11 protein-coding genes and 3 pseudogenes are annotated in these 14537 nt (G+C 32.9%); 7 read left to right on the forward strand and 7 right to left on the reverse strand.

The features are described 5' to 3' along the window. Nucleotides 1-71: 71 nt before the first annotated feature. Nucleotides 72-1529, reverse strand: coding sequence for a S41 family peptidase (locus EAG11_RS13120; protein ID WP_129539568.1), 1458 nt, complete (start codon nucleotides 1527-1529; stop codon nucleotides 72-74). Nucleotides 1530-1654: 125 nt separating this feature from the next. Between EAG11_RS13120 and EAG11_RS13125 the strand changes: the two are divergent. The 4 genes and pseudogenes from EAG11_RS13125 to EAG11_RS13140 all read left to right on the forward strand — a co-directional run bounded on the left by EAG11_RS13125 (nucleotide 1655) and on the right by EAG11_RS13140 (nucleotide 3737). After that, nucleotides 1655-2163: pseudogene (locus EAG11_RS13125) on the forward strand (RNA polymerase sigma factor). Beyond that, a complete protein-coding gene (locus EAG11_RS13130; RefSeq protein ID WP_129539569.1) occupies nucleotides 2150-2623 on the forward strand; it encodes a hypothetical protein in 474 nt (157 codons plus the stop codon). The pseudogene EAG11_RS13125 and the gene EAG11_RS13130 overlap by 14 nt, the downstream one beginning before the upstream one ends. A 1-nt stretch (nucleotide 2624) precedes the next feature. Next, nucleotides 2625-3194, forward strand: a pseudogene (locus tag EAG11_RS13135) (DUF4252 domain-containing protein); the annotation flags it as partial. Between the two features lie 6 nt (nucleotides 3195-3200). After that, complete coding sequence (locus EAG11_RS13140; protein WP_129541101.1) at nucleotides 3201-3737, forward strand: DUF4252 domain-containing protein; 537 nt, start codon at nucleotides 3201-3203, stop codon at nucleotides 3735-3737. Between the two features lie 64 nt (nucleotides 3738-3801). Here EAG11_RS13140 and carB read toward each other — a convergent pair whose 3' ends face one another. Together carB and rpmH are read right to left on the reverse strand one after the other, a co-directional pair. Continuing rightward, nucleotides 3802-6657, reverse strand: coding sequence for a carbamoyl-phosphate synthase large subunit (gene carB, locus EAG11_RS13145; RefSeq protein ID WP_129539570.1), 2856 nt, complete (start codon nucleotides 6655-6657; stop codon nucleotides 3802-3804). A 144-nt stretch (nucleotides 6658-6801) separates the two neighbouring features. After that, a complete protein-coding gene (gene rpmH, locus EAG11_RS13150) occupies nucleotides 6802-6963 on the reverse strand; it encodes a 50S ribosomal protein L34 (RefSeq protein WP_008464848.1) in 162 nt (53 codons plus the stop codon). Between the two features lie 168 nt (nucleotides 6964-7131). On the opposite strand from rpmH, the gene EAG11_RS13155 reads away from it, so the two are divergent. Beyond that, nucleotides 7132-7647 carry a DUF2892 domain-containing protein gene (locus EAG11_RS13155; RefSeq protein WP_129539571.1) on the forward strand — a complete coding sequence of 172 codons (516 nt, stop codon included), beginning with the start codon at nucleotides 7132-7134 and terminating at the stop codon, nucleotides 7645-7647. A 103-nt stretch (nucleotides 7648-7750) separates the two neighbouring features. Here EAG11_RS13155 and EAG11_RS13160 read toward each other — a convergent pair whose 3' ends face one another. After that, entirely contained in the window at nucleotides 7751-8407 is a 657-nt protein-coding gene (locus tag EAG11_RS13160; RefSeq protein WP_129539572.1) for an alpha/beta hydrolase, read from the reverse strand. Nucleotides 8408-8733: 326 nt separating this feature from the next. Between EAG11_RS13160 and EAG11_RS13165 the strand changes: the two are divergent. Further along, a pseudogene (locus EAG11_RS13165) lies at nucleotides 8734-9017 on the forward strand (GNAT family N-acetyltransferase). Here EAG11_RS13165 and EAG11_RS13170 read toward each other — a convergent pair. From EAG11_RS13170 to EAG11_RS13180, 3 genes are all read right to left on the reverse strand, one after another. Continuing rightward, on the reverse strand, nucleotides 9014-10444 hold the full coding sequence (locus EAG11_RS13170; RefSeq protein WP_129539573.1) for an anion permease: 1431 nt from the start codon (nucleotides 10442-10444) through the stop codon (nucleotides 9014-9016). The pseudogene EAG11_RS13165 and the gene EAG11_RS13170 overlap by 4 nt on opposite strands. A gap of 20 nt (nucleotides 10445-10464) precedes the next feature. After that, nucleotides 10465-11616, reverse strand: coding sequence for a porin (locus EAG11_RS13175; protein WP_129539574.1), 1152 nt, complete (start codon nucleotides 11614-11616; stop codon nucleotides 10465-10467). 63 nt (nucleotides 11617-11679) lie between these two features. Beyond that, entirely contained in the window at nucleotides 11680-12882 is a 1203-nt protein-coding gene (locus tag EAG11_RS13180) for a hypothetical protein (RefSeq protein WP_129539575.1), read from the reverse strand. Nucleotides 12883-13145: 263 nt separating this feature from the next. Here EAG11_RS13180 and EAG11_RS13185 point away from each other — a divergent pair, with 263 nt between their 5' ends. Next, entirely contained in the window at nucleotides 13146-14528 is a 1383-nt protein-coding gene (locus EAG11_RS13185; RefSeq protein ID WP_129539576.1) for a TolC family protein, read from the forward strand. The last annotated feature ends 9 nt before the right edge of the window (nucleotides 14529-14537 follow it).

Consider the following 14537-nt stretch of genomic DNA (forward strand, 5'->3'; position numbering starts at 1 on the left):
AAAAATCTTAATTTCATATCTTACTTATTTTCAACAAAAAAGGCTTTCTATCGAAAGCCTTTTTTGTTGAATTATCTATCTTGTAACGCTCTCAAGAGCCCTTCTGGAGCTTTATCCAAATACATTTGATTTCGAATACCATCTATTGATTTTGAATCGGTAAAATACTCAAACACTTTGTCATCTTTAGGCAGAATCATTTTACCTGTTCCAATAATTTTTGAAACTGCAGCACCTAATAAAGGTTCAGTAGTATACTCTCCTAAAACGCCTAACGCATTTACAGATTCTATTACACTATATGTAGGTGTTAATCCGTTAGTGTATTCTCCAAAGCCTACAGAATTAACAATTTTTAAAACAATGGGCTGCATAGCATATTTATGACTCGGATTTCTATTCATTTTACCAAAAGTAGGTGAATCATAAAGAGTAACCGACCCCACATTTTTACCTATAGTAACATCACCTATTTGTACTACATCAATGTATGGTTTTAACCCATTAATAACCAATTCACTTGCCGATGCAGTACTTTTAGTAGTTAAGATATATACTTTAGCTAGTTTCAAACTTTTTAAAGCAACTCCATTAAATCTATCTACAAACCTATTATTAAGTAATTCCGGATCTTCAGTTTCATAATACTTATTGAGCTTATTATTCCATTTTTGCTTAGAAAAAACTTCATCAGTAAACTGTCCTGTAATCATACTTGCCAATCGGGTTGCCGTTTGTACAGAACCTCCCCCATTATATCGCAAATCAAGAACCAAATCAGTAACACCTTTTGATTTTAATTCTCCAAATGCCGCGTTTAATTGATCATCATAGTTTCCATAAAAGCCATTATACATCAAATACCCTATTTTATGACCATCTTTTTCTATCACTTTATTGATGAAAATTGGATTTTCATCCAAAACTGATTTAGTAAGCGTAATCGATTTCCCATTTGGAACAAATGCCGTCCCATTATAATCCGTTAGATTTATAGTATAACTATCTGGTGCAAGCAGCGTTCTATAATTATCATAAGTGATTTGAGTTCCGTTAATACCATAAAATAAATCTCCACGTTTCACTCCTTTGTTTGCAGCATCAGAGTTAGGCAAAATATAACGTACAAAACCAATCAAATCATTAGAACCTTTGGACTTTGGACTTAATTTAAAATCTATTCCGTTATTTTTTGATGTTCCTTGAAGTTCTTGTTCTAAAACCGTATAATCATCAACAATCCAGCTAAACCTATCTATTGATGGATCTACACGCAAAGAATTAAATAATGTTTCAGGATCTGGATACCCCCTCAAAAAAGAATTTAATGCTTCTTGATTATTATTAAAACGGTCATCAGCTAAATTAGGAACATCACCTTGCCACAAATAATACTGATTCAATCCTTTCCAGATAAAATCTTGTACTTGTAAATTTCTAGGAGCGCCCACATCATCTTGATCTTGGCAAGCTTGAAAGCAGAATACAGCTAAAAATAATAATATTACGGTTCTAAATATTGTCTTCATATAGTAGGTATCAATATAATACTAACGTAAAAATACTATCTTTAGTTTTATTTCTTACACATTTGTAACAAAAATAATTCTGCATCGTCTTGATACTATAAGCGAACCTAAAATTTATCATTTTTATGAATCAAATCGTTTTCATCCAGTTGGTAAATCCTTTTAAAGACAAAGTATTTCGTCTGGCGAAACGATTACTAACAAGTACTGAAGAGGCCGAAGATGCTTCGCAGGAAATATTAGTAAAGCTATGGAATAAAAAAGAGACTTTAAATACCTATAATAATGTTGAAGCTCTAGCAATGACAATGACCAAAAATTATTGTTTGGATCAATTAAAATCAAAACGGGCTGGCAATATTACTCTTGTACATACGAATTACAAAGACAAGGAGCCAGAATTAGATCAAAAAATTGAAGATAATAATAGTTTAGAATGGGTAGAAAAAATAATGAATCAATTACCAGAACAGCAACAAATTTTAATTCAGTTGCGGGATGTCGAACAATATGAGTTTGATGAAATTGCCAAAATAGTTAATATGAACGAAACTGCTATACGCGTAGCACTTTCAAGAGCTAGAAAAAAATAAGAGAATCTATGCTTAATACACATCAATATGGAATTAGATAAAATAGAAATAATATTAGAAAAATACTTTCAGGGAGAAAGTACTATTGCCGAAGAAAATGAACTAAAAAAATACTTTTCTTCTTCAGATGTTGCGCAGCATTTGGAACAATACAAACCAATTTTTGGTTATTTCTCTCAAGTAAAAGAACAACGTTTAACGCAAGAAATTCCACTACAAACTAAGAAACGTAATGTGGCGTGGTTATCAATTGCTGCTTCGGCTGTCCTTTTACTAGGAATAGGTTCTTATTTTTACCTCAACAACACAAATAATACAACCCCTGTTGTTGCAAAATCAGATTTAGGAACTTATGACTCTCCAGAAGAAGCTTTAGCGGCAACGCAAAAAGCACTCGCTATGGTCTCTCACAATGTTAATACTGGTATAGAAAGTGTCCAGTACATTAAAGAATATGAACAATCAAAAAACTTAATTTTTAAACAAAATAAAATCCAATAAAATGAAATCAATAATTCACGAAAACAGAAAAAATAACAGAAGTAGTTTTGGTAAAAATTTCATACTAACATTAGTATTCATATTAGTTAGCCATGCTTTTTACGCACAAGGAGCTTTTGACAAATACGATGGCCAAGACGATGTAACATCTGTAATTGTAAACAAAAAAATGTTTGATTTAATGAGCAAGGTAAAAGTTGATACTTCTGATAAAGAAACACAGCAATACTTAAGCCTTATAAAAAAATTAGACAATCTAAAAGTTTTTACAACACAAAGCGCCAAAGTTGAAGCCGACATGAAACTCACTACAGATAAATACATAAAATCGGCAGGATTAGAAGAATTAATGCGAGTAAATGATAGTGGAAGAAATGTAAAAATTTATGTAAAATCTGGATCAAGTGCTACTCAAATAAAAGAGTTGTTCATGTTTATCGATTCAGGTAAAAATGAAGATACCGTTTTACTATCACTAACAGGGAACTTTGATTTAAATGAAATCTCAGTACTTACTGATAAAATGAAACTACCTGGAGGATCTGATTTAAAAAAGCATCTAAAGGAAAAAAATAACATGAAACAGATAGCCACTATTTTCACCTTTTTAGGATTATTACTTTTAACAAGTTGTAATTCTGACCCATCATTGCAAAAATATTTTGTAGAAAACACAGAAAATAAAAATTTCATTGCATTAGATGTTTCTCCAAATATACTTAATGTAGAGAAAACAAAACTATCTACAGAACAAAACGAAGCATTAAAATCTTTTGACAAAATGAATATTCTAGCCTTTAAACGAAATGATAAAAATCAGGCTGAATATGAAGCAGAAAGAACCAAAGTAAATACTATTTTGAAGAATCCGAAATACCAGCAATTAATGAAATTTGGTTCTGGAAAAGATGGTGCTTCAGTAAGCTATGTTGGAACTGACGAAAATATTGAAGAATTTGTAATCTACGCCAACAGAAACGAAAATGGGTTTGCTTTAGTTCGCGTTTTAGGAAAAAACATGAACCCAAACAATATCATGACATTAATGACCGTTCTTAAAGAATCTAATATAGATATGGAACAACTTAAACCGTTACAACAACTGATTAAATAATATTCTTACTTTAAAACAAAAAAGCCTCATTTCATGAGGCTTTTTTTATATTTATGATTTGAGATTATTTACTCAAATACATTTTTCTTCTTGAGTACAATTCGTAAAACTGATCATCTTTTAAGTCATCGATGAACAAGATACTTTCTCCTGTTGATTTCATCTCTGGCCCTAATGCTTTATTTACATTATGGAATTTACTAAAAGAGAATACTGGTTGTTTAATTGCAAATCCTTTTAATTGTGGATTAAATTTAAAATCAGTTACTTTATTATGACCCAACATCACTTTTGTAGCGTAATTTACATAAGGCTCTCCGTATGCTTTTGCTATAAATGGTACTGTTCTAGATGCTCTAGGATTCGCTTCAATAATATAAACGGTATCGTCTTTTATAGCAAACTGAATATTAATTAAACCAACCGTTTTTAAAGCTCTGGCAATTTTTACAGTATGATCTTTTATTTGCTGCATCACGAACTCTCCTAAGTTAAAAGGAGGCAATGTCGCATTACTATCTCCAGAGTGAACTCCGCAAGGCTCGATATGCTCCATTATTCCAATGATATAAACATTACCATCAGCATCACAAATTGCATCAGCCTCAGCCTCGATTGCTCCAGCAAGGTAATGATCCAAAAGTAATTTGTTTCCAGGAATTGTTTTCAATAAATTGATAACATGCTCTTCAAGCTCTTTTTTATTGATTACAATTTTCATTCCCTGCCCCCCTAATACATAAGAAGGACGAATCAATAATGGAAAATCAAGCGTATCTGCTAAAGTTGAAGCTTCATCAGCCGTTTCAGCAATTCCAAATTGCGGGAAAGGAATATGTAATTCAGTCAATAATTCTGAAAAACGTCCTCTATCTTCAGCTAAATCTAAGGCATCAAAACTTGTCCCTATAATTTTTACACCGTATTTAGATAATTTTTCAGCTAGCTTCAAAGCGGTTTGCCCACCAAGCTGCACAATTACTCCTTCTGGTTTTTCATGTTGAATGATATCATAAATATGTTCCCAGAAAACTGGCTCAAAATACAATTTATCAGCAGTATCAAAATCTGTTGAAACCGTTTCAGGATTACAGTTAATCATGATTGTTTCATAACCACATTCTTTAGCGGCTAATACACCGTGAACACAAGAATAATCAAATTCAATTCCCTGTCCGATACGGTTTGGTCCTGAACCTAAAACAATTATTTTCTTTTTATCAGTAACAACACTTTCATTATCTACGTAACGCTCACCATTTGCTTTCTCAATTTGTGCTTCAAAAGTAGAATAGTAATAAGGAGTCTTTGCTTTAAATTCGGCTGCACAAGTATCTACCAATTTAAACACACGGTTAATATCCATTGTCATTCTTAAAGCGTGAACTTCACTCTCCAAGCAATTTACCATATGAGCAATTTGTCTGTCGGCAAAACCTTTTTGTTTCGCTTCAAGCAAAAGGTCTTTCGGTAAAGTAGCTACCTTATAATTAGAGATTTCTTTCTCAAGTGTATAAAGTTCCTCATATTGTTTCAAGAACCACATATCAATTTTTGTAATTTCATGAATACGGCTCAATGGAATCCCCATTGCAATTGCATCATAAATTACAAAAACACGATCCCAACTTGCAAAAGTTAGTTTCTCTATAATTTGTTCGTAATTTTTATATCCTTTTCCATCAGCACCTAAACCATTTCTTTTAATCTCTAAAGATTGGGTTGCTTTATGTAAAGCTTCTTGAAATGAACGTCCGATACCCATAACCTCACCTACAGATTTCATCTGAAGTCCAAGCGTTCTGTCAGCCCCTTCAAATTTATCAAAGTTCCAACGTGGGATTTTCACAATTACATAGTCAAGAGTTGGCTCAAAAAGAGCCGAAGTCGATTTTGTAATTTGATTTTGTAATTCATCAAGATTATATCCTAATGCCAATTTAGAAGCTATTTTAGCAATTGGATATCCAGTTGCTTTTGATGCTAATGCTGACGAACGAGATACACGTGGGTTAATTTCAATCGCAACAATATCTTCTTTTTCATCTGGTGAAACTGCAAATTGCACATTACAACCTCCAGCGAAATTTCCGATACTACGCATCATTAAGATTGCATAGTCACGTAATCTTTGAAATGTTGTATCAGATAATGTCATTGCTGGTGCAACTGTAATCGAATCTCCAGTATGGATTCCCATTGGGTCCATATTTTCGATAGAACAAATGATAACTACATTATCATTTTTATCTCTTAAAAGTTCTAATTCATATTCTTTCCATCCCATTAAAGCTTTATCAATTAAAACTTCATGTATTGGAGAAGCTTCCAATCCTCTAGTTAAGAGTTCGTCAAAATCTTCTTTTTTATAAACTACCGCTGCTCCAGTTCCTCCAAGCGTAAATGAAGGACGAATAACTAATGGAAAACCAAATTCCTGAGCAATTTCTTTTCCTTCTAAATATGAAGTAGCTGTTTTTGCAGGTGCTGTTGGTACATTAATTTTTTCAAGAAGTTGTTTAAACTGCTCTCTATCCTCGGTAATATTGATCGCATTTACATCAACACCGATTAATTTTACTCCAAAATCAGCCCAAATTCCTTTTTCATCAGCCTCCAGACATAAATTCAATGCAGTTTGTCCTCCCATTGTAGGCAGAACTGCATCAATTTGTGGATGTGCTTTTAAAATTTCAATAATCGATTTTGTAGTTAATGGCTTCAAATATATATGATCGGCCATACTTGGGTCGGTCATAATAGTCGCTGGATTTGAATTTATCAAGATAACTTCAATTCCTTCTTCACGGATAGAACGTGCTGATTGCGATCCTGCATAATCAAATTCGCAGGCTTGACCAATAACAATAGGTCCCGAACCTATTATTAAAACTGATTTTATTGATGTGTCTTTAGGCATTTTAATTGTATTGTGTAGTTATATTTCGGCTTAACGTTTAACTCTACTTGTTTAGAAATTAAAACATTACTTATTTTTTAATGACAAGGTATAAAAAAAGGCGATACTAAAAAAAGTAACGCCTTATTTATGTTTATAGAAACATTATTTTTTGTGTCTAGGTTCGCTAGAAACAGTTAATTTATGTCTTCCTTTAGCTCTTCTACGTGCCAGAACTTTTCTTCCATTCGCAGAAGCCATTCTGTCCATAAATCCGTGCTTATTTCTTCTTTTTCTTTTCGATGGTTGAAACGTTCTTTTACTCATTGCTTTGTATCTTTAAATATGGTGTCTAATATCTTCTTTTTGGTTTTGGAATTGTCTTCCCGTAAAACCGAGTGCAAATATACAAAGACTTTTTTTTCTGGCAAGTAGTTTTATAAAAATATTTTTAATTCATTTTACTATCTTTGCAATCACAAAAATACACCTATTATGTTTCACAGAAATATTAAACTTATTTTAGCCGGACTATTAGTAGTTGCTGGCATTTGGCAATTTACAGAAAGTAATATTGGAAACGGAATCTTCCTCATATTATTGGCTGGAATCCCTATTTTCCTTTATTTTAAAAATGAATTCATCTTATTAGCCTTCTTAAAACTAAGAAAACAAGATTTTGAAGGTGCTAAAAAATGGCTAGCACACATCAAAAACCCTGAAACTGCTTTGGTAAGAAAACAACAAGGATACTTTAACTACCTACAGGGTATTATGGTTTCTCAAACTAATATCAATCAAGCTGAAAAATATTTCAAAAAAGCAATTGAACTCGGTCTGTCTATGGATATGGATTTAGCTGTAGCCAAATTAAACCTTGCTGGGGTTGCCATGTCACGCCGAAGAAAGCTTGAAGCTACAAACTTATTGAACGAAGCTAAGAAGCTTGACAAACAAGGAATGCTAAAAGAACAAATTACTATGATGAAAGATCAAATGAAAAAAATATAGTTTTCATGTTTACCTTTTACAAAAAAAACCATCCGCAAAAACGGATGGTTTTTTTTATATGTTAAAATAAGTCAATAAGAAAACTCAACTATAGCCAAAAAATCTACTCTAAAATGATTTTCGGTAAGTTTTCGTTTAGCCATTTATACTTATTCAAAATCATAATATGCGTTCCTCCTTTTACCACTTTACAATTGGTTATATATTTTATAGGGAAAACCTCATCTTGATCTCCATGAATATGAATTACACTTTCATCAATTTTAGTTCTATCCCAAAGAATTACTTGTTCAACCGCCCAGTCTAGATAGCGAATATCACGCACAGACAAAAATTTCTCATACAACTTCAATCGTTTATTTATCTTTTCACCAAAAGAAAACTTAGCCAGACTTTCTACATTCAAGATTAATCGCATGGGGATTAACTTATATGCTTTGGTCGTTTTTGCAATTTTCATTCTTCTAGGAAACTCTACGTTACTTTTTACACTAGAAATAATGATCACTCTTCTAGCAACTATATGCTTTGCCATTTCCTGAACCAGTATACCTCCAAATGACACTCCTATCAAAACTGGATTTTGATGTTTTATACTTTGAGCTATCCTTTTAGCATAATCAGGTAAGGATTCGCCATCAAGTGGTATTTCCCATTCTAACAAATGAATTTCAAAAACATCTTCAGGCAATGCAATCCTCTCGAAAATAGTTGTACTTGCCGCAAGACCAGGCATAAAATAAACAGAAACTTTACTCATAATCACATCTCAAATATTAATAACATCAAAAAAGTATTATTGATATAAAATTATTGTTTTTTAACGAGTTCAACTCTGTTTTTATAATAATATTATCCCTTAAAATCATAGCAAACCCGCGTGTTCACAACAGTTTTAAAAATGTAAAATATTTCCCATCCTTAAAATCTTTTGTTATTGAATATCAAATGATTATATTTGTAGTAGAAATGATTTGTTTCTAACAATATATTATAAGAAGCCTGCCTGACCTTTTTACAAAGTTCATTTCTTCTATTTTTTTAAATACCACATAAAAAACAAGTAATATGGAACCCATTTCAGTAATGGAAATCAAAGACAATGCCTTTGCAAGACAATTTGAAATCTCAACACCTACAGGATTAGTAACAATCGAATATTCTTTTCAAGAAAAAAGATATTTCTAACAAAAGTCAACACTCCCGACTCATTTGATGATCAAGAGCTTTTCTACAACATGCTTAAAAGCATAATGGAAATCTCCATTGAACGAAAATTAAAAGTAGTTCCTATTCATCCTAAAATTGCCGCTTTCTTTAAGAAAAACCCAATTTACAAAGAACTACTTCCGCCTGGTATCCGAATTTAATAGTACCCGATTATATTCATCCATAATCCTCCTATTACCATATAAATGAGTAATAGGACAAGACCCGTTACAAGACCTTTTACCCACCAGCTCTTTAAATCGACATAACCACTACCAAAAAATACAGGAGCTGGTCCATGACCGTAATGGGTTAATGTACCATAAAGCGAACCAACAAACCCAAGCATAAAAGCCAAAAGTAATCCCGGAACACCTAAAGAAACACCAACTCCTAGCAACGCGGCATACATTGCCGCTACATGAGCTGTTGCGCTTGCAAAAAGATAATGACTAAAAAAGTACACCAAAATTATAATAGGAAAAGCCATTTGCCAGCTTAATCCCCCTATTTGCTCTTTTACCAAATCACTAAACCATCCAATGAAACCTAATTCATTGAGCGAACTCGCCATCATTACCAAAACCGAAAACCATACAATAGTATCCCAAGCTCCCTTCTCAGATTTTACATCTTCCCAAGTTAACACTGAAGTTAATAACAAAATTACCAACCCAATAAAAGCTGTTGTCGTTGCATCGATAGAGAACAAATCTCCTGTCATCCAAAGAAACAACAAGATAAAAAACGTCAACAACATCAACCATTCATTTCTAGAGATTGGCCCCATGTCTTTTAGCTTTTGCTTCGCAATTGCTGGAGCATCTGCTGTCGATTTTAATTCAGGCGGATAAATTTTATATAATACTAAAGGAATTACAAAAAAAGCGACTAATCCCGGTACAATTGCAGCAAGCGCCCAAGACATCCAAGTTATTTTAATCCCTAAATTTAATGCAAACTTTTGACACATCGGATTACTTGCCGTTCCAGTTAAAAACATTGAGGATGAAATAAGATTCATATTGTAACTATTCAATGTTAAGAACGAGCCTAACTTTTTGTGTGTTTCTGGTTTATCTGGCTCTGAACCAAAACTTATCGCCATCGATTTCATAATAGGATAAATAATTCCTCCTCCCCTAGCCGTATTACTAGGAACAGCAGGAGCTAGACATAAATCAGCAAGTCCTAATCCATAAGCTAATCCCAGAGAACTTTTCCCAAATATCCTTATAAAAATAAAAGCAATCCTATTACCTAAACCTGTCTTAATAAAACCACGTGCTACAAAAAACGATATCCCAATTAACCAAATAACTTTATCCCCAAAACCTCTTAAGGCAAGTGTTATTGATTTCCCAGCATCATCAGGAGCCAACACCTGTGAAAATGCAGTTACCGCTATTGCAAGCATACACATAGTTCCCATAGGGGCTGCTTTTAAAATAATTCCAAGAATAGTTGCCACAAAAATTGCAAACAAATGCCAGGCTTCTACTTTCACCCCCTCAGGAGCAGGAATAACCCAAAGACCAATAGCAACTACAAGTGTTATTAATGTTTGCGGAATTTTTACTTCTTTCATAATACAGAAATTAAGTTATACTAAAGTCTAGTTTGAAATTGAACAATAAATAAATTTTCATTATACATCGATGTATCAGGTATATTCTTGTCATATCTATCAATTTGAAATCCTAACCCAATTCTTCCTGTATATGCCTTTCCAAATTCAAGACTCATCATTGGCACATATGTTTGACGGACATTTGATTTTAATCTAAAATTGGTATCAAAAGACTCATAACGGCATGAAAACTCTAAAGAACTTAATTTTTTATAATCAATGCGATATCTCAAATTAGGCATAATATAATAACCTCGCATCTGATAATCATCTGCATTTAATGTCCTACCATCTACAGGTAATGAAAAATATAAATTATGATTCGTTCCTTGTTTATACTCAACTTGCATATCAAAAGTAAGCGCATCAGTAATTTTAAAATCACTGGTAATATCTACACCTAAAGCAAAAACATCCTGATCGAATACTTTTCCAATTCCGCCATTTAATCCTAAATTAATTTTATTCAGTTTAGAAAGCCCAAAAACCCATCTTGTAGAATATTGCTTTCCACTATCTTTATCTTTTTCCTGATTCCGTCCTGTCCCGTTTAAAATAGAAATAGCATAACTCACAGGAAGAACACCAACATCGAAAGAACCTGTCGCAGAAGCTCCAATCTGAAAACTAGTCCATCCATTTTTTCCAAATTCATAATATTGATTTGAAAAGTCAAAAGATTTAATAACATCAACAGGAACAAGCTCTTCTATACCAAAGGCAGGGCGAAATTGACCACCTGTTACTGCAAAGTATTTACTAAAAGTATATTTGGCATAAGCATTCTCTAGAACTTTATTTTTAGGATCAGATTTAAAATCAGCAAGGTTTACTAGAATCACTACTTCTGTTTGCTCACTCAATTTTGTATTGAGTCCAACACGCATTCTTTTCACATCAAATGAAGTTTGAGTGGCTTCACCTGCCGAATTATGAACTCCTAGAACATCTACATTATCTGAAAGTGCTCCTAAAAATCGAGCCTGAAAGAGCCCTTTGAACTTAAATTGCGGATAATTAGCAACTTCTTCCGAATTTGTTGTAGCCTGATTCACATCAATTTGAGCATTAATAAAACTGGGCAACATTAAGATAACAAAGACAATTTTAATTAGCTCAAATTTCCTCATATATATTAAAATAAAAATTAGACTAGCAAATAGTCAAAAAAAAACATTTCCTTATTCATGACCCTATCTTCTATCAGAACCCGTATTTGCTGGTCTAGTCGCTGCTGGTCTAGCAGTAGGACGCGCTATGGGCTGTACTGGCCTTGTCGTTCCTGACCCTGGTCTTGTCGATGGTGTCGTTGGACGAGTCACTGGCCTTGTTGATGGATTTACTGGAGTAACCGGACGTGTCGTTGGTCTTGTCGTACCTGTCCCTGGCCTTGTTGATGGATTTGTTGGACGAGTCACCGGTCTAGTAGTACCATTCCCAGGTCGAGTTACTGGTCTGGTAGTATTACCTGGCCTAGTCGATGGGTTAGTCGGACGAGTCACTGGCCTAGTCGTATTGCCCGGTCTAGATGGCCTTGTAGAAGTAACTGGTGCTGGCCTTTTATACTCTCTGCCATTATAAGTTGAATTATAACGTCCGCTGGTTCTATTAGTTCTAACAACTACCGATGTATTTCTTCTGTTAGTATAATTATTATAATACCTAGGATATCTTATAACAGCTGTTCTTCGATAATAAGGACTTCTGTAATAATGTCCATGATACCCCCAATAATCATGATAATAAACTGGACGCCAAGGACGCCAGTACGGAGGATAATACCCCCAATGCCAAGGAGATCTATATACTACATATACTGGGGAAAATAAAAACAAAACCACTGGCCATGCACTTACACTAGTACTCACATAACTTGGACTAGTTGTTGTATTATAATTATTGGTTGTATTATTATTTACGATTACAGTAGCATCTCCTTTATATCCTGGATTAGGCGTTCCTGAAACAGTATCTGAAGGCTCTACAACATAATTTTTACCATATAAATCTTCATCACCTATAGCCTGAACATGTATCTTATTCTTTTTATCTTTAGTAACCTCAATGACCGCAACATCTTGTGTTTCTTTGCTATTTACAGCAACCTGAAGCACTATTACATGAGTATTACCTTCCTTATGACCTTCTACCTCAATATAATCGATTTCCCCATCATCATTTAAGTCTAAATTATTGACCTTACTATCTGGATCATTTAATACTCTTTCGAAATCTTCTAATGTTTTTGACTTTTGAAAAACATCTAATACTGCAAATAAATTAAGATTATCCCCAGGTAAACCCAAAGCAACTGGCTCATCATTTGCTTGAGAAAATACAGGAAGACTAAACAGACTAGTCAACATAATAGCTAAAAATAATACATTTTTTTTCATGTTAATAAGTAGTTAATTTATAAATATGCATACTAAGGTATAAAAAAACAAATAAAGTCTGACACCATCCTAAAACTTTCTATTTTCTTAATAAAAATATCAAAAAAAAATTCAACTCTGCCCTGTATTTACCTCTTATAAAAAAGGATTGTAAGACTAATATTCTTAACTTTGCTTATATCCACATTTTAAACACGCTCATTTTTCCTGTAGTACCTTACAAAATCTGTCACGTTTTACCATATCATAGAAATAAAAATACAATGAGAAAACTTTTACCTATTTTCTTCTTCTTTCTTTCCTTAACTTACGGATATGCTCAAATTGAAGTCTCACCAACTTTAGAAGGAGCCATTCATAAAGCTATAGAAAAAAGCACTTCTTTAAAAAACAAAGATTTAGATATTGAAAAATTAAACCTTCAAGAGAAAGGAGTTTGGAACAAATACATTCCTACTGTCGAAGCAAGTGCATTATACACTTATTTCGACAATAAACTAACTGTAGATCTTCCAACAGCTACTATTCCCATTGTAAACTATCCTTTATTTGATGGAAAAACAGCTTTTAAAAATTATGGAAATATTTTTAACGGAAGTGTAATGGCAAAAACAGTTTTATTTAGTGGTATGCAAATCCCAAACGGAGCCAAAGCAATACATGAAAAAACCAAAGGAACTGTATTTCTAAAAGAATCGGAGAAAGATGGAATCATAAAAGATGTCATTAACACATTTGATCAATTAGAATTGTTAAAAGAAATTGACAGACTTATAAAAGAAAGCGAAAAACGATTAGACACTGAAACGAAGCGTGTCACAAAAGCAATAGAACAAGGTTTAGCAATTCCATACGATAGAGACAAAATCAAACTAGCTTCACTTGAATTAGCGTCTAAAAAAATTGAACTGGACGGCAAACGAAAATTAGTTTATAAAAAAATTCAATACTTAACAGGGTATACGATTCCCGAAATAGAGAATGTGAAATACGACTTGGTTCCTTATTTAATTACAGATCAAAAATTAAACACTCAAAACAAGCAAGAAATAAAAGCTCTAGAATCTTTTAAAACTGCATACGAGTATTTACTAAAGAAAGAAAAAGGTACTTATTTACCAACTTTAGGAGCATTTGGGGGTGTTTCGTATTCAAGTTTATTTAATGCTAATGCTACAACACCAATAGTTACCGGTATAAATCAAGCTTTATACCTAGGATTAAACGAAGCGACTATAAGCAATAACTGGGTTGTTGGTGCTGCAATGAAATGGGAAGTGTTTTCTGGTTTTGAAAGAAAACACAAAGTACACGAAGCAAAAATCAATATTGAACAAATGCAGAATCAAATTGATGACACCAAAGAAAAGTTAGAATTACTACTTGAAAAAAACTTAGTTGACTATAGTGTCTTAACACAAAAAATTGACATTACTCAACAACAAGAAAAAGTAGCAGGTAATAATTTAAATCTTGCCATAAAACAGTACAAAGAAGGTCTTATCAATATATCAGAACGCCTTGAAGCCGAAAATGATTCTTACAAAGCATCTGTAAACAAAACAACTACTTTAATCGATCAACGATTATCAGCTATTGAAACAATAATTGCTACTGGCGATTTATCAAAAAAACTATCTAAATAAAAGTTCTAT

The sequence above is a fragment of the Flavobacterium sp. 140616W15 genome (genome assembly GCF_003668995.1).
In the GTDB taxonomy this organism is placed as follows: domain Bacteria; phylum Bacteroidota; class Bacteroidia; order Flavobacteriales; family Flavobacteriaceae; genus Flavobacterium.

Bases quoted from the DNA above. Each gene is read 5' to 3' on its own strand.
- EAG11_RS13120 (WP_129539568.1), bottom strand. From the start codon at position 1,529: ATGAAGACAATATTTAGAACCGTAATATTATTATTTTTAGCTGTATTC.
- EAG11_RS13130 (WP_129539569.1), top strand. From the start codon at position 2,150: ATGGAATTAGATAAAATAGAAATAATATTAGAAAAATACTTTCAGGGA.
- EAG11_RS13140 (WP_129541101.1), top strand. From the start codon at position 3,201: ATGAAACAGATAGCCACTATTTTCACCTTTTTAGGATTATTACTTTTA.
- carB (WP_129539570.1), bottom strand. From the start codon at position 6,657: ATGCCTAAAGACACATCAATAAAATCAGTTTTAATAATAGGTTCGGGA.
- rpmH (WP_008464848.1), bottom strand. From the start codon at position 6,963: ATGAGTAAAAGAACGTTTCAACCATCGAAAAGAAAAAGAAGAAATAAG.
- EAG11_RS13155 (WP_129539571.1), top strand. From the start codon at position 7,132: ATGTTTCACAGAAATATTAAACTTATTTTAGCCGGACTATTAGTAGTT.
- EAG11_RS13160 (WP_129539572.1), bottom strand. From the start codon at position 8,407: ATGAGTAAAGTTTCTGTTTATTTTATGCCTGGTCTTGCGGCAAGTACA.
- EAG11_RS13170 (WP_129539573.1), bottom strand. From the start codon at position 10,444: ATGAAAGAAGTAAAAATTCCGCAAACATTAATAACACTTGTAGTTGCT.
- EAG11_RS13175 (WP_129539574.1), bottom strand. From the start codon at position 11,616: ATGAGGAAATTTGAGCTAATTAAAATTGTCTTTGTTATCTTAATGTTG.
- EAG11_RS13180 (WP_129539575.1), bottom strand. From the start codon at position 12,882: ATGAAAAAAAATGTATTATTTTTAGCTATTATGTTGACTAGTCTGTTT.
- EAG11_RS13185 (WP_129539576.1), top strand. From the start codon at position 13,146: ATGAGAAAACTTTTACCTATTTTCTTCTTCTTTCTTTCCTTAACTTAC.